At 62.3% G+C, this 26,923-nt stretch carries 18 protein-coding genes; 14 read left to right on the top strand and 4 right to left on the bottom strand.

What is annotated here, in order from left to right; all coding sequences use genetic code 11:
• The first annotated feature begins 12 nt into the window (after nt 1-12).
• From ACFQ24_RS02810 to ACFQ24_RS02795, 4 genes are all read left to right on the top strand, one after another.
• Nucleotides 13-1,368 (top strand): TolC family protein, encoded by a 1,356-nt coding sequence (locus ACFQ24_RS02810; protein WP_380908972.1) that lies wholly within the window; start codon nt 13-15, stop codon nt 1,366-1,368.
• Nucleotides 1,365-2,375, top strand: coding sequence for an efflux RND transporter periplasmic adaptor subunit (locus ACFQ24_RS02805; protein WP_380908970.1), 1,011 nt, complete (start codon nt 1,365-1,367; stop codon nt 2,373-2,375). Before ACFQ24_RS02810 ends, ACFQ24_RS02805 begins: the two co-directional genes overlap by 4 nt.
• Nucleotides 2,372-5,407, top strand: coding sequence for an efflux RND transporter permease subunit (locus tag ACFQ24_RS02800; protein ID WP_380908968.1), 3,036 nt, complete (start codon nt 2,372-2,374; stop codon nt 5,405-5,407). Before ACFQ24_RS02805 ends, ACFQ24_RS02800 begins: the two co-directional genes overlap by 4 nt.
• 96 nt (nt 5,408-5,503) lie before the next feature.
• Entirely contained in the window at nt 5,504-6,043 is a 540-nt protein-coding gene (locus tag ACFQ24_RS02795; RefSeq protein WP_380908966.1) for a phosphatase PAP2 family protein, read from the top strand.
• A 16-nt stretch (nt 6,044-6,059) separates the two neighbouring features.
• Here the strand turns inward: ACFQ24_RS02795 and ACFQ24_RS02790 are convergent, their stop codons facing one another.
• Nucleotides 6,060-8,099, bottom strand: coding sequence for a TonB-dependent siderophore receptor (locus ACFQ24_RS02790; RefSeq protein WP_380908964.1), 2,040 nt, complete (start codon nt 8,097-8,099; stop codon nt 6,060-6,062).
• A gap of 287 nt (nt 8,100-8,386) precedes the next feature.
• On the opposite strand from ACFQ24_RS02790, the gene ACFQ24_RS02785 reads away from it, so the two are divergent.
• The 6 genes from ACFQ24_RS02785 (at nt 8,387) to ACFQ24_RS02760 (ending at nt 18,183) form a co-directional block, all read left to right on the top strand.
• Nucleotides 8,387-9,364 (top strand): efflux RND transporter periplasmic adaptor subunit, encoded by a 978-nt coding sequence (locus ACFQ24_RS02785; protein ID WP_380908962.1) that lies wholly within the window; start codon nt 8,387-8,389, stop codon nt 9,362-9,364.
• Nucleotides 9,364-12,468 (top strand): efflux RND transporter permease subunit, encoded by a 3,105-nt coding sequence (locus ACFQ24_RS02780; RefSeq protein WP_380908961.1) that lies wholly within the window; start codon nt 9,364-9,366, stop codon nt 12,466-12,468. The genes ACFQ24_RS02785 and ACFQ24_RS02780 overlap by 1 nt, the downstream gene beginning before the upstream one ends.
• The gene (locus ACFQ24_RS02775; RefSeq protein WP_380908959.1) at nt 12,465-13,859 is read left to right on the top strand and encodes an efflux transporter outer membrane subunit; all 1,395 of its coding nucleotides are present in this window, start codon (nt 12,465-12,467) and stop codon (nt 13,857-13,859) included. Before ACFQ24_RS02780 ends, ACFQ24_RS02775 begins: the two co-directional genes overlap by 4 nt.
• Nucleotides 13,860-13,867: 8 nt before the next feature.
• A complete protein-coding gene (locus ACFQ24_RS02770) occupies nt 13,868-14,542 on the top strand; it encodes a response regulator transcription factor (protein ID WP_380908957.1) in 675 nt (224 codons plus the stop codon).
• On the top strand, nt 14,539-15,870 hold the full coding sequence (locus ACFQ24_RS02765; protein ID WP_380908955.1) for a sensor histidine kinase: 1,332 nt from the start codon (nt 14,539-14,541) through the stop codon (nt 15,868-15,870). Before ACFQ24_RS02770 ends, ACFQ24_RS02765 begins: the two co-directional genes overlap by 4 nt.
• Before the next feature lie 126 nt (nt 15,871-15,996).
• The gene (locus ACFQ24_RS02760) at nt 15,997-18,183 is read left to right on the top strand and encodes a TonB-dependent receptor (protein WP_380908953.1); all 2,187 of its coding nucleotides are present in this window, start codon (nt 15,997-15,999) and stop codon (nt 18,181-18,183) included.
• Between the two features lie 376 nt (nt 18,184-18,559).
• Here the strand turns inward: ACFQ24_RS02760 and ACFQ24_RS02755 are convergent, their stop codons facing one another.
• Together ACFQ24_RS02755 and ACFQ24_RS02750 are read right to left on the bottom strand one after the other, a co-directional pair.
• Nucleotides 18,560-19,945 carry a sensor histidine kinase gene (locus tag ACFQ24_RS02755; protein ID WP_380908951.1) on the bottom strand — a complete coding sequence of 462 codons (1,386 nt, stop codon included), beginning with the start codon at nt 19,943-19,945 and terminating at the stop codon, nt 18,560-18,562.
• A 3-nt stretch (nt 19,946-19,948) separates the two neighbouring features.
• Entirely contained in the window at nt 19,949-20,638 is a 690-nt protein-coding gene (locus ACFQ24_RS02750) for a response regulator transcription factor (protein WP_380908949.1), read from the bottom strand.
• A gap of 252 nt (nt 20,639-20,890) precedes the next feature.
• Between ACFQ24_RS02750 and ACFQ24_RS02745 the strand changes: the two genes are divergently transcribed.
• From ACFQ24_RS02745 to ACFQ24_RS02730, 4 genes are all read left to right on the top strand, one after another.
• Entirely contained in the window at nt 20,891-21,499 is a 609-nt protein-coding gene (locus ACFQ24_RS02745; RefSeq protein WP_380908947.1) for a type IV toxin-antitoxin system AbiEi family antitoxin domain-containing protein, read from the top strand.
• A 55-nt stretch (nt 21,500-21,554) separates the two neighbouring features.
• Nucleotides 21,555-24,002 (top strand): TonB-dependent receptor, encoded by a 2,448-nt coding sequence (locus ACFQ24_RS02740; RefSeq protein ID WP_380908945.1) that lies wholly within the window; start codon nt 21,555-21,557, stop codon nt 24,000-24,002.
• 76 nt (nt 24,003-24,078) lie between these two features.
• On the top strand, nt 24,079-24,831 hold the full coding sequence (locus ACFQ24_RS02735) for a tetratricopeptide repeat protein (protein WP_380908943.1): 753 nt from the start codon (nt 24,079-24,081) through the stop codon (nt 24,829-24,831).
• A 419-nt stretch (nt 24,832-25,250) separates the two neighbouring features.
• Entirely contained in the window at nt 25,251-26,219 is a 969-nt protein-coding gene (locus ACFQ24_RS02730) for a hypothetical protein (RefSeq protein ID WP_380908941.1), read from the top strand.
• Nucleotides 26,220-26,467: 248 nt separating this feature from the next.
• Here ACFQ24_RS02730 and ACFQ24_RS02725 read toward each other — a convergent pair whose 3' ends face one another.
• The gene (locus ACFQ24_RS02725; protein ID WP_380908939.1) at nt 26,468-26,920 is read right to left on the bottom strand and encodes a hypothetical protein; all 453 of its coding nucleotides are present in this window, start codon (nt 26,918-26,920) and stop codon (nt 26,468-26,470) included.
• Between the last annotated feature and the right edge of the window lie 3 nt (nt 26,921-26,923).

Genomic DNA, 26,923 nt, shown 5'->3' with positions numbered 1-26,923 from the left:
AATGGCGGTTTCGTGTCGCGTCTTTCCCCCCGTCGATACCGGTTCATGCCCGCCGCCACCTTGTTTCTGTTGCTAGCAGGCTGTGCCCATTATACGCCTGACCCACTGACCAACACGCCGGACATTCTTGCCGCGCCGGATGCCAGGCTACTGGTCCGCTCTTATGGCGCCATGCCCGGTTCCGTTACGCAGAGTATCGACCTGTCCGCACCGCTCAGCGAAGATGCCATCGCCGCGCTGGTCGTGACGGCTAACCCCGACCTCAAATCCTTGCGTGCCCGCAATGGCATAAACGACGCGCAGGTGTTCAATGCTGGCTTGTTGCCCGATCCGACCTTCTCTCTGGGAGTCGACCCGATCCTGTCGGGCGCCGATCCGGTCGCGGGGATCGCAGGGGCTCTCGGACTTGACCTCAATGCCCTCCGGACCCGTGCCGTTCTCCGGCAACAGGCGATGGCCCAGCAGCGTCAGGCGCGCATGGATCTCGTCTGGGCGGAGTGGCAGACGGCGGGACAGGCGCGATTGCAGGCGGTGCGCATCGCGGCGCTGGAAGCACAAAGCGTGGTCGCGCGGGACAGCCTTGCTTCGGCGGAACATCTTCTTACCCGATATGGTGCTGCCGCCGGTCGGGGGGACGTGTCGGCAGATCCCCTGCAAAGCGCCCGGATCGCGGCCGTCGATGCGCAGCAGATCGTCCGACAGGCAGAAAAAGACCTTGCGGCAGCCCGCCTGGAATTGAACCGGTTGCTAGGCCTGCCACCGACCTACCCGGTGCGTATCGCGTCCATTGCTACCTTTGGGACGATGCCGGATGCCGACCGCCTGTTCACGCTCGCGCAGCAGGAACGGTCAGACCTGCGTGCCTTGCGCGAGGGGTATGACGCGCAGGAAGCATCCTTGCGCAAGGCGATCCTCGATCAGTTTCCAACGCTGGACCTGACGATCAATGGCGGGCGCGACACCGGCAGGAACGTCACGCTGGGACCGGCGATCGGCTTCACACTGCCGCTATGGAACCGCAATCGGGGTGGCATCGCGATAGAGAAGGCAACCCGTACCGCATTGAAAGCGGAATATGAGGCGCGGCTTTTTCAGACACGGGCGGAGATTGCCGCCGCCGTCACGGCACTCGCGATTTCCAGGCGCCAATATGCCGAACTCGACACTGGCCTTGCGGAAGCGACGCGGCTGGCCGACGCGAGCCGCTGTGCGGCAACACGCGGCGACCTCCCCGATGCGACCGCGCGGGCCGCTGAACAGATAGTGCGGGACCGCAAACTCCTGCGCCTGCACAGCGCGCAGGACATGGCGGAACAGGCCATCGCCCTGGAATTATTGACAGGTATAGCGCGGGAGCAATGGAAGTGAAGAGGATCGTTCCGGCCATCGCGCTGATGCTGCTGGCCGCCTGCTCACAGGCCCCTCAAGAGGACAGCCCAGAGCCGCAGGCTCTGGTCAAGCTGGCCGTAGTGGGCAGGCAGGCAGTTGGGGAGACAATCCGCCTCTATGGCGTGGCCGACAGCGGTCCCGGCGGGCGGGCGGACCTGTTCGCGCCGATTGAAGCGCGCTTCATCGCCATCGACGCGCCGGTCGGGTCCGCCGTGCAGCAGGGCCAGGCCATCGTCCGCCTCGCCCCCGGCCCGACCGCAATGCTGGACATGGCCAAGGCACGCAGCGATGCGCAGGCCGCCGACGCAGCCTATGCCCGCGCCGTGCGTATGCGCGGCGACGGGCTGATGAGCGACGCCGATGTCGAAACCGCCCGCGCCGCCAAGGCCAGCGCCGACGCCACGCTGACCAGCCTGACAGGCCGCAGCCTGACATTGCGCGCACCCCGCGCGGGGTATGTCGAAAGCATCACCGGAACGCCGGGTGACCTGATCCCGGCGGGCACGTCGGTCGTCACGATCGGCGGAACGGGCGCGATCAGGGCGCACTTCGGGGTCGATCCGGCGTTTGTCCGCAATCTGCGTACAGGCGCCGCGATAGCGATCATGACGGCGGGCAACGGTCGCGCGATCCCGGCCCGCTTGTCCGCGGTCGATCCTATGGTCGATCCGCAAACGAAACTCGCCGCCGCCTATGCCGATCTGCCCGCAGGCACGACGCTTCGGCCGGGCGAAACGTTGACCGGCGATGCCACCATAAAAGGCACGCAGGACGCGCTGGCCATTCCCTATGCCGCATTGCTCGACGATGCCGGCCAGCCTTTCGTCTTCGTGGTCGTCAAAGGGACGGCCCATCGCCGGGACATCGTGGCGGGATCGAGCGACGGTGCGGTCGTCGTCGTCACGAAGGGCCTGGCGCCAGGCGATCAGGTCGTGGTCGAGGGCGGGACTGCGCTGGACGACGGGATGAAGGTTCGCCTGCGATGACCGCGACGCTGGAGCGGCATAGCCGATCGATCTGGCTGGCTGTCCTGTTGCTGGCGCTGGGAGGTATCCTCGCGGCGCGCAGCATGCCGGTCAGCCTGTTCCCGCATATCGATTATCCGCGCGTGGTCGTCACCATCGACGCGGGCGACCGGGACGCAGCCCAGATGGCAGCAGAAATCAGCCGCCCGGTCGAAATCGCACTACGCAGTGTCCCCGGCGTGACGCGGGTCCGATCGACCACCAGCCGGGGCACGGCCGATGTCGCGCTCAATTTCGACTGGGGCGAAGATATGGTGGCGGCGACACTGGCGACGCAGGGAGCGCTGGCGACCTTGCTGCCCGATTTGCCCACAGGCACGCGCTTCGATGTCCGTCGCTCCGATCCCACCATCTTCCCGGTGTTGGGCATCGCGCTCACCTCCCCTTCGCTCGACCAGCAGGCGCTGCGGCAACTGGCGGAACTCAAGGTTCGCCCTGCCCTGACTGCTGTACAGGGCGTAGCAGCGGTTGACGTGCTGGGCGGCACGCCGCGCGAACTGGCGGTCGATATCGACCCAGCCCGGCTGCGGACCTTCGGCCTTGGCATTACCGACGTTACCGTCGCCTTGGCCAAGTCCAATGCCATTCGCGGCGCGGGACGGATCGAGGACAGGCATCGCCTGTATCTGGTACTGGTGCAAAGCACACCAACATCAACGGCCGATCTGCTCGCCACGCCGATCCGCGCCGCGACCGGCAATGGTGCGGCGGTGGTCACGCTGCGACAGGTCGCGACCGTGCGCCCGGCGGCGGAACCCGCCTATGTCCGGATCGCATCCGATGGACGCAGCGCCGTCCTCATCAACGTGCGGCAGGCACTGACGGGCGATACGGTCGCAATCGTCAAGGCGGTCGATGCGCGCCTGCACGCGTTGGGGCTGCCCGCGACGGTGACGGTCACGCCCTTCTATGACCAGTCCGAACTGGTGACGGGGGCAGCCAATGCCGTGCGGGACGCCATCCTGCTGGGGGCTATCCTGGCGGGTCTGGTCCTGTTCCTGTTCCTGCGGTCCGGGCGGCTGATGCTGATCACCGGACTGATGCTGCCCGCCGTGCTCGCCGGGACATGTTTGCTACTCTATCCGCTGGGCCTCAGCTTCAACATGATGACGCTGGGCGGCATGGCGGCCGCCGTCGGACTGGTGGTGGACGATGCGGTCGTCATGCTGGAACATATCATGCGGCGCATGCAAGAAGGGACTGCACCGGACGTCAAAAGCCGGCTCGCCGCCGCTGCCGAAATGGGGCGACCGTTGATCGGCTCCACCCTTGCGACGATCGTCGTCTTCCTGCCGTTGAGCTTCATCAGCGGCGTCAGCGGCGGCTTCTTCAAGGCACTGGCCATCACCATCGTCACGGCTCTTACCCTCTCGCTGCTCTTCTCCCGCTGCGTCATCCCTTTGATTGCCGCACGCTGGCTGCGGCAGAGTGATGCGCAAACGGCGGAAAAGGCCGATCGCGTCATGCACCGGCTCAACCACGCCTATGTCCGCGCAGGGGATTGTTTCTTCGGACGGCCCGGCCTTTCCGCTGCTATCATGGGCAGCGTCTTCCTAGTCGCCGGGACCCTGTCCTGGTATCAACTGCCCTCCGGCTTCATGCCGGTCATGGATGAGGGCGGCTTCGTGCTCGACTATACCGCCAAGCCCGGATCTTCGCTGGCCGATACCGACCGGCTGGTCAAACAGGTGGAAGCGATCGTCGCCGCAACGCCAGAGGTCGCCAGCTATTCACGCCGCCTGGGCGTGCAACTGGGCGGCGGGCTGACCGAAGCCGATGAAGGCGATTTCTTCGTGCGGCTGAAGGGGGGATCGCGCCGCCCGATCGATGCAGTGATGGCCGACATCCGCCAGCAGATAGAGGCGAAGGTGCCGGGATTGCAGGTCGAACTGGTACAATTGATGGAAGACCTGATCGGCGACCTAACGGCCGTGCCGCAGCCAATCGAAGTAAAGTTGTTCGGGGACGATCCCGCCGCGCTGGAAGCATCCGCCGGGCGCGTTGGCAAGGCGCTGGCGACGATCCCCGGCGTGGTCGAGATCGTAGACGGCCTACGGGTTACGGGCGATGCCATCTCGGTCAAGATCGACAATGGCCGGGCCGCGCAACAGGGGCTGGACCCGGATCAGGTTGCAAGCCAGATCGAGGCACTGGTCGGCGGCAGCATCGCCACCAATATCCGCTTCGGCGAGCAACTGGTGGCAGTCCGGGTGCGCGGCGCGCAGGATTTGCATAGCCGCGCGAACCAGATCGCCGACCTGCCGCTGACCGCGCCGGATGGGCACGGCGTGCGGCTGGGATCGATCGCGCAGGTCGGGATCGATGGCGGGCAGAAGCAGTTGACGCGCGAGGATCTGGCACCCTTTATCGCCGTCACGGCAAGGCTGGAAGGACGCGATCTTGGGTCCGCCATGCAGGCAGTGCAGGCCAAGGTGGCAGGGCTTCATCTGCCGACTTCCGTGCGCGTCGATTATGGCGGCCTCTATGCCGAACAGCAGAAGAGTTTTGCAGACATGGCGATGGTCTTTGCCGCCGCCCTCCTACTCAGCGCCTTGCTGCTGACCTATTTGTTCGAAAATCTCGCATGGACGATATCCGCGATGGCCACAGTGCTGCTGGTAGCGGGCGCAGTGCTGCTGGGGCTGTGGATCACCGGCACGGAACTAAACATATCCGCGCTGATGGGCCTGACCATGGTCGTGGGCATGGTGACGGAACTGGTGATCTTCTACCTCGCGGAAATAGAAGGCGGCGCGAGCGCGACGCTGGCCGCTTTGCGGGAAGCAGGGTCCAAGCGCCTCCGCCCGATCCTGATGTCGGCCTTAATCGCGATCCTGACGCTCAGCCCGCTGGCGCTGGGCCTCAGCCGCGGCGCGGGCCTCCAGCAACCGTTGGCCACGGCGATCATCTTCGGCCTTGTCGCGGCCGTGCCACTGGTGCTGCTATTCCTGCCGGCCTTGTTGCTTTGCTGGTCGGCACGCAGCAGGTGCTGACCCGTGCCATGCGGAAATTTCATAGGCTGACTGAGGTGCGTTCGTAACGCCGCCGTCGTCCTGCCGCGAGCCTCCTGCTCGCTGGGGGGATAATATATGCGGCGTGGTATCGCTTCGATCACAACGGCATTGTCGCTTTTCGCATCAGGGACCGCGCATGCGTCCGACAAGGGCTGGCGCGACGCCAGTGATATCGGCAGGGACGCATTGGTGATCGGTGCGTTGGCTTTACCGACAGTTGAGGGCGACTGGACCGGCACGCTCCAGGCTGGCGGCAGTGTGGGCGCCGCAACCCTGCTGTCGCTGGGTCTGAAAGAAACCTTTCCCGAAATGCGGCCCGACGGCAGCAACCGGAAAAGCTTTCCTTCATCACACGCGGCAACCTCTTTCGCCGCCGCCGCCAGCCTGCACAATCGCTATGGCTGGCGGGTCGGCGTTCCCGCGCAACTCGTCGCGGCTTTCGTGGGGCTGGCGCGGGTGAAGGCCGACAAACATCACTGGTATGATGTGGTCGCTGGTGCCGCCATCGGCGAGGAATCCGGCTTCCTCATCACGACGCGCCGCGACGCCAATGTCCGCATTTTGCCCTGGGGCGACAGCGCAGGCGGCGGCGTCGCAATGACGATGCGCTTTTAAGGTGGGCAGCCCCGGCTTATAGCCGCGTAGACAAACCGACCTTGACCGCCATGGGCAAGCCCTGCGCCAGCAAGCTGGACCCGGACGATGCCCAATAGCGCTTGTTGGTGATATTCTCTCCATAGATGCTCACCGTCGTCTGGTTGCCGAGCAGGTTGAAGTTGTAGCTCGCACCGACATCGAACGTCTCATAGCCCGGTACAAACGCCTGGTTCAGCGCATTAACGGCCCGTCTGCCGACATGGAAGACGCCGGCCGAAAGGCGCAGCCCGTCGATCATAGGGACGCGATATTCCAAGAATAGCGAACCGGAGAATTTCGATACATTCTCGATCCGCTTGCCGATCACCGTGGCGTTGCCCGATTTCTGCTCGGCTTCCAGCGACATCGCGCTGGCGGCAATCGACAGGTTCCGCGTCAATTCGCCGACCAGACTGAACTCGACGCCTTCATAAACGGCCTCAGCGTCCTGAACGAAGAAATTGGCGCTGTTGAGATAGGCCGATGGCCGCTTGATATGGAAATAGGCGCTCGTCAGCAGCAGGCCGTCCATCGGTTCGATCTTGACGCCCGCTTCCTTCTGCTTGCTGATCGCTGCGGGCAGGATTTCGCCGGCATTATTGGCAATCTGCTGCGCGATCGGCCCCGGTTCCAGCCCCTCAATATAGTTGGCATAGATGCTGACCCAGCGCGCAGGCTTTACCATGACACCATAGGACAGGGTATCGGGCTTGATCTTGTAGGATGTCGTCCGACTGACGTCGCTATAGTCCGTCTTGCGGTAACCGATCGTAGCCTGAAGCCATTCGCCGAGCGAGGCCCGGTCGAAGATGTAAAGGCCCAGATCCTCCACGTTCGAGGGGTTGGGAATGATCCGGGGCGGATTGGCGCGCTGCGGAATCGCCACAGGATTATAAAGATTTTGCGCGAACGAATAACGCACCGCCGTCGGCACATTACCGTCGCGCGTATTATAGGCGACACCGATCAGAACATTATGTTCGATCGGCCCTGTATGGAATGTACCCGACAGATCACCGCGATAGATGCGCGTCTTGTAATCATTGCCATGTGTCATGGCGACCGTCACGGTGCCATTGCCGGTCGTCAGATCATAGCCGCCAAAGGAGGAATAGGCGCGATCGCGGGTCAGATAGGACTGTCCCGCCGCCAGCGCCAAACGCCAGTCCGGTGCAAAATCATAGTTTAGCCGGGCGAGCAGGTTGATTTCCCATCCCTTGCCCTGCATCCATTCACCGCCCAGATTCTTGGAGGAGGATTGCAGCGACGGCAGGGCAATCACGCCATTGACCGCAGCGGGCAGACTGAACTCGGTCGGTTCGGTGATGCTTTTGTAGATATATTCCGCGTCGAGCAGGATTTCGAGATTGTCGGCCGGGTTCCAGTCCAGCGCGCCGGTCACGAAGCTACGCTCGCCGCGCGTCCGCTTGACGCCCGTTTCGATGAGGGATGTGCCCGCGTTCACGCGCATGCCCACGGTGCCGAAGGTGCGGCTGACATCGAAGCTCGCACCGATCGATCCATTGCTGTCACCCTGCACATCAACGCGCGTAATAGGCGCAGCACCGGGCCGTTCAGTGACGAGATTGATGATCCCCGATGGCGTCGCGAAGCCATAATAAAGGCCAGCGGCCCCCTTGAGCACCTCAATGCGGTCCTTGCTCTCTATCGGCTGCTCTATCAGGTTCACCACCGGCAAGATGCCGTTCCACCGGACGTTGGTGAAGTTGTTGAGGATGATGCCCCGCACAGCAAGATTGCTGTAGATGGTGGAGTTGATCTGCGCCTGCGTGACGCCGGGCGTGTTACGGACGGCGTCCAGAATGGAGCGGGCCTGCTGTGCTTCGAGCAGTTCCTTGGTCATGATCGCGACCGTCAGCGGCGTATCCATGATCCTGGAATCGCGAAATGTGCCCGCCTGAACAAAATCGGCACCAAAGCTGTCATTCCGATCTGCGGTGACGACGATATCGCTTGCATCTTGCCCCGGCTCCGGGGTTTGCGCCTGCGCCTGGACAGTCATCATAATTGCCATTACGGCAAGGCTTGCCGCCTGTTTCATCAGCCTTTGCGAACCTGCACGATATCCAACAGACGCCATCATCATCCTCTCAACCCTCTATATCCGGCATGATCGAGCCATGCTGCCCCACCATGCCCCCACGTCGGCGGGGCCAATAAGAGCGCAAATTACCTAATGCAACTCATTTGCAGTATTTCGTAACGTTCCGGCGAAAGATGGACAAATCGTATAGTTGCAGAGAGCAGGGTTCCACCGCCTACCGGTAGAGACGAAGCCAGTTTGATCGATGGCGAGTCCCCATGCACCGCATTTCCTTTCTCTGCGTTCTGCTGCTGCTCCCGGCATGCGGTGATAAAAACAAGGCGCGCTCGACGCCGCCAGCCAAGGCGGAAACGGTCGGGCATGAAACCGAACTGCTGAAACTCACGCTGACGCCGCAGGCCGTCCAACGGCTCGGCATCGCCACAATTAAGGTTGGTCAGGGGCAGGCCGCGATGATGCGCGAAACCAGCGGCGAGATCGTCGTGCCTAACGGCGCGGGCGGTGTGCCGACCGGATCGCTCAGCAACCTGGCCCAGATCGGCACTGCACAAGCTGCGGCCGATGGAGAGGTGGCGCGGACCCGCGCGCAGGCGCGCCTTGCCCGCATCGCCCTCGATCGGGCGAGCCGATTGGTTGCCGAGGAGGCGGGCAGCATCCGCTCGCGCGACGAAGCCGCCGCCGCGCTCGCCACTGCACAGGCGCAGGCGAATGTAGCGGTCGAGCAGCGACGCCTGCTGGGGCCTTCAGTCGCCGCGCTCGATCGCCAGTCGGCCCTGTGGGTGCGCGTGTCGGTATCTGGAACGGATATCGCCGACGTCGCCCGATCCTCTTCCGTGCTGGTTCGGGCATTGGGCGCGACCGATTCCGATAGCCGCGCGCACCCAGTTCAGGCGCCGCCTTCGGCCAATGCTGCGGCAGGTACGGTGGACCTCTATTATGCCATCGACAATCGAAGTCATGAATGGCGCGTCGGGCAGCGGGTCGGCGTTCAACTGCCAATCGGGCGGATGCAACAGGGGCTGACCGTACCCGCCTCCGCAATTCTGCGCGATATCTATGGCGGGGAATGGGTCTATGCCCAGACTGAGCCAAACCATTTCGTGCGTCAGCGAGTGGAAATCACATCGGCCGGGGCGGATGGCGCGATAGTATCGCGCGGGTTGGAGCCGGGCATGCGGGTTGTCACGACCGGCGCCATGGAATTGTTCGGCACCGAATTCGGGGTCGCGCACTGATGCTGGCGTGGCTCGTTCGCGCGGCGCTGACCCAGCGTGTGCTGGTGCTGGCCATGGCCGTCCTTCTGGTTGTGTTGGGGCTACGCGCATCCACCAGTGTGCCATTGGACGTTTTTCCCGAATTCGCGCCGCCGATGGTCGAAATCCAGACCGAAGCGCCCGGCCTGTCGACCGAGGAAGTCGAAAGCCTGATTACCGTGCCAATCGAAACGCAGTTGAACGGCATCCCGCACCTTGCGACGCTGCGATCCAAGTCCGTACTGGGCCTGTCTTCGGTCGTGATCCTGCTAGATCGCGGCACGGACGTCATGCGCGCGCGGCAGATGGTGCAGGAACGGGTTACGCAGGTGCAGGGGCGCCTGCCCACGGCAGCTCGCCCCCCGGTGATGCTCCCGCCTTTGTCCTCGACCAGCCGAGCGATGAAGATCGGCATCTCATCCAGCAAACTCGACCAGATGCAATTGTCGGAACTGGTACGCTGGACGATACGGCCGCGCCTCATGGCGGTGCCCGGCGTCGCCAATGTGGCGATGTGGGGCATGCGGGACCGACAGTTGCAGGTGCTGGTCGATCCCGACAAGCTGCGCGCGGCGGGCGTGACACTGAACGAACTGCGCGCGGCTACGGGCGATGCCGTGCTGGTGGGCGGCGGCGGTTTCGTGGACACCGCCAACCAGCGCATGGCCGTGCAGCAGCCCGGCGCGATCCAGACCCCCGATGACCTCGCGCAGACCATCATCAAACTGGCGGGCGAAGCGCCCATACGGATCGGCGATGTCGCGCGGGTGAGCGAAGGCTATGCCGCGCCGATCGGCAACGCGATCATCGATGATGGCCCCGGCATCATGCTGATCGTCGAAAAGCAGCCGACCGGCAACACGCTGGACCTGACCCATGCGGTCGAGGCCGCGCTGGAGGAAATCAAGCCGGGCCTGAAGGACGTGAAGATCGACAACACGATCTTTCGCCCCGCCACCTTCATCGAGCGGTCGATCGACAATCTGACCCGCGCGCTGGCGATCGGCTGCATCCTCGTCGCGGTCGTGCTCTTTCTCTTCACCCGCGACTGGCGGCAGGCGACGATCAGTCTGATCGCGATCCCGCTGTCATTGCTGGGCGCGGGCCTGGTGCTGCTGTGGAGCGGGGCGACGATCAACACGATGGTGATCGCGGGCCTTGTCATTGCCCTGGGCGAAGTGGTGGACGACGCGATCATCGACGTCGAGAATATCGCGCGCCGATTGCGGTTGAACCGGGAAAGCGAAAGCCCCCGTCCCGCCTTCGATGTCGTATTGCGTGCGTCGCTGGAAGTGCGATCGGCGGTTGTCTTCGCGTCACTGATCGTGATGCTGGTGTTCCTGCCGATCTTCTTTCTAGGCGGTGTGGCGGGCACCTTCTTCCAGCCCCTGGCGATCGCCTATGTGCTGGCGATCGGCGCGTCCTTGCTGGTGGCGCTGGTCGTGACGCCCGCCATGTGCCTGTTCTTGCTACCTAACGCGCCGCTGAATACCGAGCGGGACACGCGCTTCGTGACGGCGCTCAAGCGCAGCTATACCGCCACCCTGCCCCGCCTGATCGCTGCGCCGCGCGCGGTCATTGGCGTGGTGGCGGGTGGGCTGCTGCTGGCGGGGGTCGGCTATGCCACGTTCAAGGACCAGTTCCTGCCCGATTTTCGCGAAACGGATTTCCTGATGCATTGGCTGGAAAAGCCCAGCTCCTCGATCGAGGCGATGGATCGCATCACGATCAAGGTGTCGAAGGAATTGCGCACCATTCCCGGCGTGCGCAATTTCGGCGCGCATATCGGTCGGGCGGAAGCCGCCGACGAAGTGGTCGGCCCGAACTTCACGGAACTGTGGATTAGCCTAGACGAGACGGCAGACTATGATGCCAGCGTCGCGAAGATCAAGGACGTGATCGAGGGCTATCCCGGTTTGTTCCGCGACGTCCTCACTTACCTGCGCGAGCGTATCAAGGAAGTGCTGTCGGGTGCGGGCGCCACGGTCGTCGTGCGTATTTTCGGCCCCGATCAGGCGGAACTGCGCGCCAGTGCCGATCGGCTGAAGGCAAAGATCGCGGGGATTGACGGCGTGGCGGACCTCAAGGTCGAAGCGCAGGTGCTGGTCCCGCAAATCCAGATCCGGCCTCGTCCCGCCGACATGGCGACGCTGGGCCTGACGCCCGGTGAGGTCCGCCGACAGGCGCAAAGCCTGATCGCGGGACAGAAGCTGGGGGAAATCTATCGCGACCAGAAGGCGTTCGACGTGGCGATCTGGGGCGAGCCGGCGATTCGGGGCGAACTGCATGCGCTGCGCGAGTTGATGATCCAGACGCCCGCAGGCACGCCAGTGCGCCTGCGCGACGTGGCCGATGTCCGCATCGAACCTGCACCGAACGAAGTGAAGCGGGAGAATAGCCAGCGCCGTCTGGACGTGACGCTGAACGTCAACGGATCGGACCTTGGCACAGTCGCGCGCGCAATCGAGCAGGCGGTGGTGCAGACCTCGTTCGCGCAGGGCTATCACGCCAAGGTGCTGGGCGAATATGCCGCCTTGAAGGAATCGCGCCAGCGCCTCTGGACGACCGGACTGCTGTGCCTGATCGGCATATTGATCCTTGTGTGGCTGGAGTTCCGATCCGGGCGGATAACGGCGCTGGTCGCGGTCAGCCTGCCCTTCGCCCTGGTCGGCGGCGTTGTGGCGGTAGCGCTGACCGGCGGCCTGCTGTCGCTCGGCTCGCTGGTCGGCTTCGTCACGGTGATCGGCATCGCGGCGCGCAACGGCATCATGCTGCTGTCCCACTATCATCATCTGCGGGTCCATGAAGGCGAACCGTTCGGCCCTGCCCTGATCCTGCGCGGCGCGGAGGAAAGGCTGGTGCCGATCCTGATGACGGCGGCCTGCGCGGGGCTGGCGCTGGTGCCGCTGATCGTCGCAGGCAACGCGCCGGGGCATGAGATCGAGCATCCGATGGCGATCGTGATACTGGGCGGCCTTGTGTCCTCGACCCTGCTCAACCTGTTCCTGATGCCCGCCCTCTATGCGCGCTTCGGCGAGGATGCCCCGGGACCAAATGAACCGCCAGCGCGGGGAGAAGCGGCATGATCCGTCGCCTGAGCGCCTTGAGCGCCCTGCTCGCCAGCGGCTGCATGGCAGCATCGACACCGCCTTCTGCGTCCGTATCGCCGATGGCCAGCCCAGCGTTCACGACGCGGGACATCTCCACGATCGCGCCAGTGCCAGACGACTGGTGGCGTCTGTTCAATGATCCGCAACTCGACCATCTGGTGCAGTCGAGCCTTGCTGCCAACGCCGATCTGCGCGTCGCCTATGCTGCTCTGGATTCCGCCCGCGCTGCGGTTCGTCAGGCGGACGCCGCGCGTTTGCCGCAACCGATCATCGAAAGCAGCCTTGGCAACGACAATCCATCCGGTCAGCCCAGCGCGGCCAATGTATCGGCCAGCGATTATGATGTCGCCGCAACGGTCAGTTGGGACATCGACCTGTTCGGGCGACTGCGCGGCGCTGCAATGGCCGCACGGGCGGATGCAGATGCGCAGGCCGCTGCGCTGGACGGGGTGCGCGTTGCCGTCGTCAGCGATACGGTTCTGGCCTATATCGACCTGTGCGGGGCCACCCATAACGGCCGGATCGCCCGCGAAATCGTCGCAGCGCAGGAGCGCAATCTCAAGGGTGTGCAGGAGCAGTTCCGCGCCGGTGAACTGTCCCCGCTCGAGGTGTCGCAGGCCGCAAGTCTGCTGGCCACCTCCCGTTCCACCCTGCCCTCTTTCGAGGCAGCGCGCGACAATGCGCGCTATCGGCTGGCCACGTTGCAAGGGCTGTCGCCGACCGATCCGGGAATCGCCGCGATGGATTGCGCCACGATGCCCCGGTTGAGGAATGCCATCCCGGTTGGCGATGACACGGCGCTGCTGCTCCGTCGTCCCGACATTCGCGAAGCGGAACGCAGGCTGGCGTCCGCCACGGCAGGGATCGGAGTTGCCCGCGCGGAGCTTTATCCCAAGGTCAATCTCGGCGGGGCACTGGGCCTGCTGTCCGGGGGATTTGCCGCCACCGCCTCACCGCTTGTCTCCTGGACCTTCCCCAATCAGGCGCCCGCCCGCGCGAAAATCGCTGCCGCTCAGGCGAAAGAACGCGGCGCACTCGCAAGCTGGGACGCCGCCGTGCTTCGTGCATTGCGCGAAGTGGAAAATGCACTCACCGCCACGCAGGCGGAAGCAAAGCGCAATGCCGCGTTAGCCAGCGCGACCGACGAAGCGGCGCTCTATGCGCGCCGCACGGCATCGCGCGCGCGACTGGGCGATGCGTCGCCCTTGCTCGCCATCGACGCGGAGCGGACGAGAGCGATCGCCCGGCTGGCATGGGCACAATCGGACCTGTTGCTGGCCCAATCTTATGTCGCGCTGTTCCGGGCGCTGGGCGGCGGATGGCAGGGCGCGCCGCAACCTCTCGATCCTGCGCGCCCGATCGGTTAGGAGGCTTCATGCGCATCCTCATCATCGAAGACGATCATGAAACCCGCGACTTCGTGGAACGCGGCCTGCGTGAGATGGGCCATGCCGTGACGGTGGCGGCCGAAGGGCGCGATGGCCTGTTCCAGGCGACCGACGGCGGTTTCGACGCGATCGTGGTCGACCGGATGCTGCCCGGTCTGGACGGGTTGTCGCTGGTCAAGATGCTGCGCGCGGCGGGCAACAGCACGCCTGTCCTGATGCTGACCGCCATCGGTCGGATCGCCGACCGGGTCGAGGGGCTGGAAGCAGGCGCGGACGATTATCTGGTCAAGCCCTTCGCCTTTTCCGAACTGGTGGCGCGCGTCAACGCGCTTGGCCGCCGTCCGGCCGCACAGATCGAGACAGCGAAACTGACAGTCGGCGACATAGAGATCGATCTGCATCGTCGCACCGTTCATCGGGCGGGCAGGAAAGTGGCGCTCCAGCCACGGGAATTTTCCCTGCTGGCGGAACTGATGCGCAACAGCCATCGCGTCATGACCCGCACCATGTTGCTGGAACGGGTGTGGGATTTCGATTTCGAGCCGAAGACCAACATCGTCGAAACCCATCTCAGCCGCCTGCGATCGAAACTGAACGCCGGGTTCGAAACCGATGCGATCGAAACGGTGCGCGGCGCGGGCTACATGATCCGGAGCGAATGATGCGCCGTCCCTGGCGCACGACATTCGGCCTGACCGCGCTGGTCAGCCTCGGCTTCGCGCTGGCGATCCCGGTGATCGGCGGGCTGGCCTATGCCGTGGTGCATGAAGCGATGGAGGTGCAACTTGACCATCGTATCGCTACGGAAACCCGATCGCTGTTGGCGCGAACGGGCAATGGAGGCACCGCGCAACTGGCGACGCTGATCCATCAACGGGACGCCGCCCAGAGCACGGCCAGCCTTGGCTACATATTGCTCGATAGAGACGGCGAGCGGCTGGCGGGCGCGTTCGACGCGCAGGTGCCTGAGACGCCGGGCTATGTCGAATTGCTGCCATACGGCCGGGACGGCGGCATCGCCCAGTCTCTGACGACCCGCCTGCCGGACGGAAGCAGGCTGCTCGTCGCGGTCGATCGTCGGGTGATTGACGAAATGGACATCACCATCCTGAAGCTCTTTCTGGCAGCCTTTGCCGCGATGCTGCTGCTCGCGGTCGGCGGCGCATGGACGGTCGGCGTGGTCACGCAGCGCCGATTGCGCCGGTTCGACGATGCCGCGCATGTCATCATCGCCGGTGACCTCGCCCAGCGCATGCCGCTCGACGGGTCGGGCAGCGAGTTCGACCGGGTGGCCGATACGCTGAACCATATGCTCGACCGCAATGCCGCACTGGTCGAAAATCTGCGGCAGGTGTCGAGCGATGTCGCGCACGATCTGCGCACGCCGCTGACCCGCCTGCACAACAGATTGCATGAAGCGCTGACGCGAGAGGGGGATGAGAGAGTAGCCGCGATCGAGGCTGCCTCTGGTGAATCGCATGAATTGCTGGAACTGTTTGCCGCGATCCTGCGCATTTCGGAGGTCGAGGCAGGCACGCTGCGTCGCGATTTCCGGGATGTGTCGATGACCGATCTGGTCGAGGATCTGGTCGATTCCTATAATCCCGATTTCGAAAATGCCGGGCATCGACTGACTTCCACTGTCGCGCCCGATCTTGTCCTGCATGGCGACCGACGGCTGTTGCGCCAGCTGGTCGCCAATCTGCTCGACAATGCGTTGCGCCATACTCCAGTTGGCACGCGCGTATCGATCGCCCTGTCTGCACAGGACGATCACATCCTGCTGCGTGTCTGCGACGATGGTCCGGGCGTTCCTGCAGGAGATGTATCGCGCCTGTTCGACCGGTTCAGTCGATCCGAAGCCAGTCGATCCACCGATGGTCATGGTCTGGGCCTGGCGCTGGTCAACGCTGTCGCGCGCATCCATGGCGGATCGGCGGCGATCCTGCCCGCCCCCGGATTTCAGATCGAGGTCCGTCTGGCGCGCTGACATTACCGGGACATTGGGGCGATTATACAAGATGTCCATGTCCCGCTGCGCCGGTTGCGCGCCCGTTCCAAACAGCTATCCACCCCGCGAATGATAACCATTTGCATTAAACCGGGGGATCAGGCCTTGACCATTTCATCCATATTTCGCGTCGCGCTTTGCGCTTCCACGGCCCACGGGCTGATCGCCGCAACGCTGTTCACAGTCCCGGCGCAGGCGCAGGACCAGTCTCTGGGATCAGTCACGGTCACCGACACCCCGATTGATGAAAGCGAAGCGCAGACATCCTACAAGGTCAGCCGGTCGATCAGCGCCACGCGCACCGACACGCCGCTGATCGACGTGCCGCAATCGGTCAATGTCGTGTCGGTCAGGCAGATCGAGGATCAGGCCGCCAACAGCATCGGCGACGCCATCCGCTATGTGCCGGGCGTCTTTTCCGCGCAGGGCGAGGGCAATCGCGAAACGCTGGTCTTCCGCGGCAATTCGACCACCGGCGACTTCTTCGTCGATGGCGTGCGCGACGACGTGCAGACCTATCGCGACCTCTACAACATCGATCGCCTCGAAATCTTCAAGGGGCCGAATGCGATGATATTCGGCCGTGGCGGCATTGGCGGCATCGTCAATCGCGTGACCAAGGTCGCCGACTGGAACCTGCATCGCGCCTTCCGCATCGAAGGCGGCAGCTTCGAGCATAAGCGAGCGCAGTTCGACCTTGGCACATCGCTCAGCAATTTCGCGGCGGTGCGCATGACGGGCGTCTATCAGGACAGCGACAGCTATCGCGACGGCGTGAATTATAATCGCTGGGGCTTCAACCCGACCGCATCGTTCAAACTGTCGCCCGACACGACCGTGACTCTGGGCTATGAGCATTTTCAGGATGATCGCATCGCCGATCGCGGCGTTCCCGCCCGCTTCGGCGCTTCGCCCACCAACAGCGTCGGCCCGCTGCGCACGCCGCGCGGCCAGTTCTTCGGCGATCCGACGCAGAGCACCACCGGCACCAACACCGATGCCGGCACGCTGTTCATCGAACATAAGTTCAGCGACACGATGTCGATCCGCAACCGCACCCGCTATGCCGACTATCGCAAATTCTATTCCAACGTCTTCCCCGGCGCGGTCAACGCGGCCGAGACGACGGTCAGTATTTCGGCCTATCGGTCGCCCAGCGTCCGTCAGAATTTCATCAACCAGACCGATTTCAATGCGACGTTCGACACCGGGTCGATCGGCCACACGCTGCTGATCGGCGCGGAATATGGCCATCAGGAAAGCGACAATATACGCGAGGAAGGCCGCTTCGCGGGCAATGCTGCCTCGGTCACCGTGCCGATCTCCGCGTCGAACATCCGTCGCCCGATCAACTGGGTCCAGATCGCCAGCAGCGCCAATAATGATGGCCTTGCCGAGGTGTTCGCGGGCTATGTGCAGGATCAGATCGCGCTGTCGCCCATGTTCGATATCGTGGTCGGCCTACGGTATGAGCATTTCCAGACGAAGGTCCATGATCGCCGCAGCGCCGCCTTCCGCACCAGCGGCGGCGTGACGTCGCCGGAATTTTTCGATGTAACCGATAACCTCTGGTCGCCGCGTGCGGGCCTGATCTTCAAGCCCATCGAGAACGCCTCCATCTATGCCAGCTATTCGCGCACCTATCAGCCGCGCGGCGGCGATCAGCTGGCGGGTCTGAGCCTGTCCAATGCGAGTCTGGCCCCGGAGAAGTTCCAGAATTACGAGATCGGCGCGAAGTGGGACATCCTGTCCAGCTTCAATGTATCGGCGGCGGTGTTCCAGCTGGATCGCGACAATGTGCTGGCGCTCAGCAATCCCAATGACGCGACTTCGGTTACGGTGCCGGTGGGGCGTCAGCGCACCAAGGGCGTGGAACTGAGCGCTGCGGGAAGCATCACCAAGCAGGTCAGCATGGTCGGCGCCTATACCTATTCGGACGGCACCTTCCTCGACAATGTGTCGGGCACCGTGCGCGCGGGCAACCAGTTGCCCAACATGCCCAAACATGCCGCATCGCTGTGGACCCGGTTCGATCCGATCGAGCAGCTTGGTGCTGGCGTCGGTGTGATCTATCAGGGCAAGCGTTACGCATCGACCGACAATCAGGTCTATCTGCCCGGCTACACCCGCGTCGATGGCGCGATCTTCTATACGATCACACCGGAACTGAGCCTCCAGGTCAATGTCGAGAACATTCTGGGCAAACGCTATTATCTCTACGCGCACAGTAACAACAATATCACGCCGGGATCGCCGACCGCCGTCAAGGTCGGCCTGAACGCCCGGTTCTGATCCGATGACCAGCCGCTTGCTTCATCTCAGTCGCATGATGAAAAGCGAGCGGCTGTTCGACTGCGCCTTCGACAAGTCCCTTGGAGGACATGCTCAAGACATGCGCGGCCCATCTGGAGGACGAAGGCATCCTGCTGGATTACCGTTCGGTGGCGCAGTCCCTTGCGACATCCTCTGGCGCCAGGGGCATCAAACAACGGGTTTCCTCATCACCTCACGCCGCAATAGCAACGTCCGTGTCCTGCCATGGGGGGACAGCAATGGCGGCGGCGTCGCATTGTCGATGCATTTTTAGGTAGCGCAGCAAGCTGCATATCCAGACGATTGTCGGCAATTTGTCTCCTTCCGATAGGAGTGCGCAATCGCGGGCCGCCGTTCAGGTCACGGGCAGAACCACCGGGATCCTGATAGTGAAGCCAACGCCCTCGCCCAACCGCGTGACTTCGATCGAGCCGCGATGCGCATGGACGATCGCCCTGACCATGCTCAACCCCAGTCCATGGCCCGGCTTCGATCGTGTCGGGTCCAGACGGACGAGACGTTCGAAAATCCGTTCGCGGTCGCCCTCTTCTATGCCTGTTCCATTGTCGCTGACGGTTAGGATCGCCTGATCTCCAATGGTGTCGACGGAGATCAGAGCATCAGCTTCCTCGCCGGCATGGGCCAGAATATTTTCCAGCATGTTCGCGACAGCCCTTTTGAGCAATTGGGCGTCGCCCGATATGGTCACGTCCTTCAGGGTCGTGGTGATCGTTCGCTTCTCGTCATCGAATGCCGGACGATAAGCATCGGCAACTTCACCGACGATGTCCGCCAGCGGTAGCGTAACAAAGCGCTTGCGCGCGGCCATTCCCTGCACTTCGGAAATGCCGAGCAGGCCCGCGAACAGGTCCAGCAGGGCATCCATGTCGGCGAGCGTCCGTTCCAGCACATTCGCGGTCCCTTCATCGGGCGTTTTGACTAGCAGCGCTTCCATATCCTGCCTGATCCGTCCCAGCGGGGTCCGCATGTCATGCGCAATGTCGCTGGAAACCTGACGCAGGGATCGCATGAGACTATCGATCCGCCCCAGCATCGTGTTGAGGATGATGGAGATGCGATCGAACTCGCTACCCGAACCGTCGATCGGGATGCGGCGGGTATAATCGCCTTCGATTATCCCCTGTGCAGCCCCGCTGATGAGCACCAGTCGGCGTCGGACCAGCCGTCCGAAAGCGATCGTGCTGACGGTGCCGGTCAGCAATATGACGCCAAGCCCCAGCAGCGCCGCCATGAGGATACGATCGTCGGACCGGCGGAGCGCATCGCGATCTCCCGCGACCACGACCTGACTGCCATCAGGCATGGTACGGCTGAGGGCCTGGGCCACGCCGGTTGAACCGTCGGGGCGACGAATGGGCAGGAACTCGGTCCAGCCGGACGGCGGAATGTGCGGGATCAGGCTTCCGGCGATCCGCCGACCGTCGGCATCGGCCAGTGCATAGAGCATCAACCGCCCGTCGTGTCCGCTATCGGCCAGATAGCCCGTACCGTTCGTAGCGCCGCCGTCGCGCATATGCACCAATCGCGCCAGCGATGCCGGTCCGTTCGCCGCGTGATAGTCGACCAGCGCGTCCATCTCAAGTTCAAGGCGATGATCGATCTGCGCCTCGATTTCATGGTGCGAAATGAAGATGGCGGCCGCACCCAGCGCCAGGATCACCAGGCCGGATATGCTGGCCGACAGGATGGACAGACCCTTGATCGTCCGAGGCATGAACATGGCTTATGGCTCGCTGCTGACGATCATGTAGCCCGATCCGCGAATGGTGCGGATCAGATTGTCGGCGCCGCCTTCGTTCAGCTTGGTACGCAGGCGGCTCATATGCGTTTCGACGATGTTCGTCTTGGGATCGAAACCGAAATTCCACACCCGATCGAGCAACATCGTCCGCGTGACCAGCCTGTCAGGATTACGCAGCAGATATTCGAGCAGGCTAAATTCACGCGGTTGCAGGTCGATGCTCCTGCCGGATCGCTTCACCGTCCGGCGCACCAGATCGAGTTCGATGCTGCCGACGCGCAGCACGATCGGCGATTCCGTGCGTTCCCCCGGTGGCGGTCGTCGGGCCAGCGCGCCCAGCCGGGCCGCCAGTTCGGCAAAAGCGAAGGGCTTGATCAGATAATCGTCGGCGCCGCCCTCAAGACCCGCGACCCGATCTTCGATGCCCGACATGGCAGACAGAATGATCGCAGGCGACTGGTTCCCCGCATCGCGGGCGAGCCTGAGCACCGTTAGGCCGTCCAGCCCCGGCACCATGCGGTCCAGCACCAGAATGTCGAACGCCTCGGCCAGCGTGCGGGCGAGCGCGGCCTTGCCCTCGCTTTCGACAATGACGTGATGCCCCAGTTCGTTCAGTCCCCGCGCGAGATAGTCCCGCGTTTCCTGATCGTCTTCCAACAATAACATCCGCATTGCACCCGCCCGCTCATTCCCGTCCTCCATGCGCTAAATCGCCCCCCATTTAACATTGGCATTTCTATACCATTTCCCAATGTTGCCCGAATTGATGGACCTGCCGCGCCGTATCAGTAAACACGCGCCATCTGCGAGTCATTATTATTATCGTTCGCAACATGGGGCCAATGTGACGGGAAATAGGGACATCTTCGCTGGATATCTCGCTATCCACATCGCCTTTGCCCCATGGATCGGGAGGGATGAGGCATGATATCCAGCCGATCGCTCAACCGACGCAATGTCCATGAACGGCAGGTCATCGCGTGCCTGCGTGGGCCCGGATCATCCGAATTGCGCAATATCGCCGACGGCCAGCGGGCTTTCGCTTCATTGGTCACCCTCGCCCGCCATCGCGGCGTGACCATCTTCCCGCCCGACGCACGCTTCATCAGCGACGGCGAAATCGAATTGCTCGCCAATCTCGCCGCAGCGCAGCGGCAGGCTTGTCGCACTTTTGCGACCATAGACGTGAACGAATTCAACGCGCTGCTTCAATGCGCGATGGTGTTGCGCGACGCGGGCATCTGGCTGCCGATGGCGGGATTGCACGGTATGGCGGCTGTGCGCCCAGCTCATGCCGAACGGACGGAACGTCCAGAGGGCCGGTTCGTGACCGGGATAGCCCGCGCCCGCGCCCTTTCGCTCGTCAGGTCACGGGAAGTCGCCAGCACCGATGAATTCGTCCAGATCGGCGTGTCGCGCCAATATGTGAGCCAGTTGTGCAAGGACGGCTATATCCAGCGTGTCCGGCATGGCTGGTATCGCGCCGCGCCGTCTCTGCCGCGCGGCGCATACCGCACGCATCTCCACGCATAAATTTCAAAGAGCCGGACCCAACCGGCACGTTATTTCACGCCAGAAAGGGGCAATAATGAACTCTCTACACCCGCGCGACCGCGCGACTGCATCCACCAGCTTTCTTGCCTTGAGTTGCGTCGGCCTGTTCGTTTCCACCGCGCCCGCCATCGCCCAGAACAGCGATCAGCCTGCGGACGATGCGCAGGGTCGCAAGCTGGGCGGCATGGTCGTCACCGATACCGCGATCGATGAGCAGGGCTACAAGGTCGACAAGGCGGATTCGCCCAAATTCACCGCGCCGCTGGTCGACACGCCCCGTTCCATCACGGTCATTCCCGCGTCGGTCATCAAGGACACGGCGTCGGCGTCCCTGACCGAAGCGCTGCGCACCGTTCCGGGCATCACCCTGGGTGCGGGCGAAGGTGGTAACCCGCTGGGCGACCGTCCCTTCATCCGTGGTTTCGATAGCCAGGCCAGCACCTATCTGGACGGCGTGCGTGACGTGGGCGCCCAGAGCCGCGAAATCTTCGCCGTTGAGCAGATCGAAGTGGTCAAGGGTTCGGACAGCACCACTGGCGGTCGCGGCGGCGCAGGCGGTTCGCTGAACCTCGTATCCAAGACGCCCAAGGCCGATCGCTTCATCGCCGCCAGCGGCAGCCTGGGCAATGCCGACTACAAACGCGCCACGATCGACATCAACCAGCCGATCAACGAGTTTGTCGGCGTGCGGCTGAACGCCATGTGGCACGATCAGGACGTCGCCGGTCGCGACGCCATCTGGTCCAAGCGCTGGGGCATCGCGCCTTCGATCAAGCTCGGCCTGGAAGGCCCGACCAGCCTGACGATCAGCTATTATCATCTCGACACCGACGAACTGCCGGATTCGGGCATTCCCTATCTCTACACCATCGGCAATGCGCCCGCCGGGGTGACGGAGACGGGTCCGGCTCGCAACTTTACGGCACTGGACGACGGCGCGTCGATCAGCGTCCCACGCGGCGCCTATTATGGCCTGAAGGATCGCGATTTCCGCAAGACGAAGGTCGACAATTTCACCATCCGCGCCGAACATGATTTCGGCGGCGTGACACTGCGCAACACCAGCCGCTACGGCCGCAGCACGCAGGGCTATGTCTGGACGCAGCCCGACGACCAGCAGGGCAATGTCGCCAACGGACTGGTATGGCGCCGCAACAACAACCGCTACAGCGAAACCGAAGGCCTGTTGAACCAGACCGACCTGTTCGGAGAATTCACCGTCGCCGGGATCAAGAACAGCTTTGCCGCCAGCGCCGAATTCAGCGAGGAAAAGGCCGGCAACGGCAGCTATGTCTCCAACGCGGCGACCGGCGCGGCTCTTGCAACCGGCACGACCGCTGTCGGCGGGCGGTGCGGCACAGCATCGATCGCGCGCTATAATTGCACCACGGTCGACAATCCGAACCCCAATGATCCCTGGGTCAGCTACGCCAGCGACACATCGGACGTGACCGCCACGATCGAACGCAGCCTGCGCAAGACATGGACTCTGTCGAAGACGACGACCAAGGCCGTCTCCTTCTTCGACACGATCAACCTGAGCGACAGCCTGCTCATCAATCTGGGTGGTCGTTACGATCATTATGAAACCAGCGTCAGCCCCGGCCTAACGGCGACCTCGACCGCCAACCGCGCCTTCTATGAACGGACCGACGACCTGTGGACCTATCAGGCCGGCATCGTGTTCAAGCCGACCGAGAATAGCAGCATTTACGCTTCAACCTCGACGTCGGCGACGCCTCCCGGTTCCTTCATCGCCAACGGCTCAGAGGGCAATGCGCTCAATACCACCAGCCAAGCGCTGACCGACGCGCTCAAGGTGGAAAAGACCAAGTCCTATGAAGTGGGTGCCAAGGCCAATCTGTTCGGCGACAGCCTGTCGCTGACGCTGGCGGCGTTCCGCACCGAGACCAAGAATGCGCGCGCCACCAATGACGCCGGCACCGTCGCCTTCATCGGCGAACGCCTGATCAAAGGCATCGAATTCGGGTTCAACGGCAATATCACGCCCGAATGGAATGTCTTCGGCGGCTACACCTACATGGACTCGGAAATCGTCGATGGCGGCTTCACCGCAACGACCGTGAGCGGCGTCACCCGTTACGCGCCATCGGTAAATACCGGCAAGCAGTTCCCGAACACTCCCAAACACAGCCTGACCGCCTTCACCAACTACAAGATCACGCCTGCTTTCACCGTGGGCGGCGGCGCGATCTATATGGCTAAGGTCTATGGCGGCTATTCCGACACCCGCACCATCACCAACGGCGCGGTCGTGATCACAAAGGAACTGGCGCGCATGGTGCCGAGCTACTGGCGCTTCGACGGCAATGCGTCCTACAGCTTCAGCGACGCGATCAACCTGCAGGTCAACGTCAACAACGTCTTCAACAAGCGTTATTACGACAAGGCCTATGCTGCTCACTATGCCAACCAGGCGGCAGGGCGGACGGCGATTGCAACCCTGAACATCAAATACTGACCTGCCTTAATCCTCGGTAGGCAAGCATGGCCCACCCCGCTTATCTGGGGTGGGCCATTTTCATGAAAGCCGACATATGACCAGCCAGCCCCGTCTGATCGCCATGACGCAAGCGAACCGCGAAACCGCGCTTGCAGGACCGCCGGAGGACGTGGCCATACTATTGCTGGAAGCGGCTGAAGCGGGACATGACGAGGCACAGTTGCTCGCCGGGCAGATCCATCTTGATGGACGAGGTGTGTCCCGCAATCCGACAGAAGCGCTGCGCTGGTTCGGCCTCGCCGCGCAATCGGGCAATGTGATGGCCATGAACATGGTCGGCCGTTGCTGCGAACATGGCTGGGGTACGGCCGTAGACAAAGGGCTGGCCGCCCAATGGTATGGGTCGGCGGCCGAGCGTGGCCTGGATTGGGCCATGTATAATCTGGCAACGCTCTACACGCTGGGCGAAGGCGTTAGCGAAGACCGGACGGAAGCCTTTCGCCTGTTCCAGCAGGCCGCCGCTCTGGGCCATGCCAAGTCGGTCAATATGATCGGCAGTTATTATGAGGACGGCTGGACCGTCGATCGTGACTTAGACGAAGCAGCCCGACATTATCAGCAGGCTGGCGAACAAGGCGATTTCCGCGGACAGTTCAACCATGCTCGCATGTTGGTCGATGCCGGCGACATCGACTGTGCACGCGAATGGCTGAAACGGATGACGCAGACGGCAACGCCAGCCTTTCGTGAAAAGGCCCGGCTATGGATGACACAGCAGTCTGCTCCTGCCTGGAATGCCGACCTCATCCGAGTTCTGGACGGAGGGCATGAAAGTGCGACCAGATAACAGACCTCTTTGGTGGGATCGTGGCATTAGGTTATCGAACGTACCCCCACCTTAGCTTCCCGAGAGGTTGATCAATCGGAGTGTCCACCTCCGCTGGCTCTTTGTTTGAAAGTCGACGCTTCGCCCAGTCCGTCGGTCGGTCAAACCAGATCGACCCTTTACGGCCGCTCAGCCGCGAATTTTCCGTTCCCAACTGCGGTCGGTCCGCTTTCTCATTCTGGATGCTCAAGACGGGCCGTAAGGAGAATGTTGGGTGTGGATTAGGGTGCGCGAGGATAGCTGGCTTTCAAGCGTCATCGGCTGCCGACTGACGCACGTCGTCCCTTTGCCTTCTATGCCGTGAAAATTCTGGGAAAAATATCTAAATTTCAGGAGATATGGCAGAATCAGGCCTACACGACACTCGGAGACAATCGGACATGCGTCCAATCATAATTGATGCAGCCACCATTTTTGATCCTGCAAGGCTGATAGCCGTCTTGGCATCTGTTGATATCAGGTATTCAGAGGTTTGGGTCTCCCAGCGATATGATCATTTCAAGGAAAAGGATTTTATCACTGGCTTTGGCACGGACAGCAAATTCGCGCTTCTTCCAGATGAGAATGGCCGATTTAAAGCCGAGCCTTTGAGTGTTCCATTGGACAATGCCAGCCTAGATCCAAACTCATACATGACTGGCCCGCAAATTTTGCGTTGGGCTCTCAAACGAGGGATGGCAGTTCCCAAAGACCTCTACAAATATGAAAATTTGGCACGTGAGATGGAGCGGGAAAATAACATCACTTCACTATCCGAGGCCATCATGCTCGGAGCACCCGCTGAGTATGATCTGCGTGCCGGAAAACAAATCACCGAAGAGCACCTTAAGAAGACCGGACAAACCTCGCTTGGCCCCAGTTATGCATGGCGACTGGAACCTTATGGAATAGGTAGCGGCTTGGGGATAATTTTGGCTGCTTCTCAAGAGGAGCATGCCGAGCCATTCATCAGTCATCCCAATTTTCGGGACAATATCTCAACTCATAATTATACCTACTATAAGCGGGAGAACGCTATCGACTTGGCCACTCGTTCCCAAGAGAGAAAGCCAGATTTTTCGCTCGGCGAAACATTTGGTCAGGCAAAGAATCTGCTGTCTAGTCCGGAGCCAGTGAATATAACTCAAGTAGCCTTTTATCTCGATCAGAGAGATAGAATAAATCACATAACAGGAATTATTACGGCTTCACATGACTTGGAGAAACGAAATAAAGATATAGGAATAATAACAAGTAAGGCGGTTGGAACGTACGCCTTCGACACATTGGCCTTCGGAGGTCTGCCAATTGCGACGGGACTGGTTTCGCTATTTGATATAGGCACCCGATTTTTTCGGTCAAAGCGGTAGAGGCCGATGTTCGTGCTCGACAGAATTTTTGCGCGATCTCGTAAGGGCATCTGTATCGGCTGCCGTGGGCGCGTCAGCGCCTAGACCGCTGCACTGTCGCGGCCCCGGTGAAGATTTGAATCGCCGCTTTCAGGCGACCAAGAACTCTTGTCGAACGACCGTCATTGAGCGCATCCCCGTCTGGCAGCCTTGGCCAAAAGCGACCTCACAGTTTCGGGCTGGAAGTCTGCGCCCTGACCGCAGAGATATCAGTATCGCGACTTCAGGCCAGCAACGAAATGGGCCGCCGCTTGATCGAGGTCCTCGCCATTGGCAATCCGGCGCTCCGCGATCGCACTCAACCGATCAATATCCACCAGCTTTGAGAGGGAGTCTCGGTTCACCGTGTACATGCGTTGGCCCACCATATCGCCCATGGCTTGCCCCACCCCTTCGCTGGTGAACGTTGCCATCAACCAGGGCGCGAAGTCCCCTGTATCGAGATTGGCATCAATCCAGGATCGTACCGCAGGTCCCGCACTTTCCTGCCACCACCAGATCAGGCTCGCGACGTTCCGGCGCTTGACGAGGTCCCCCGTTGCTGCATCGCGGGCCACGCGATCAACCAAGCGCTGTTCGAGGATTTCGACATGCTCTAGCGACAGACGTCGCTCGTCTTCCGGCTTTGCGTCCTCTCCCCCTCGACCATGCTCACCAGCCATTAT

It is taken from the genome of Sphingobium olei (genome assembly GCF_042678845.1).
Lineage (GTDB): Bacteria > Pseudomonadota > Alphaproteobacteria > Sphingomonadales > Sphingomonadaceae > Sphingobium > Sphingobium olei.
Note: the sequence above shows the minus strand (reverse complement) of the source record. Positions and strands in the feature narration are given on the sequence as shown.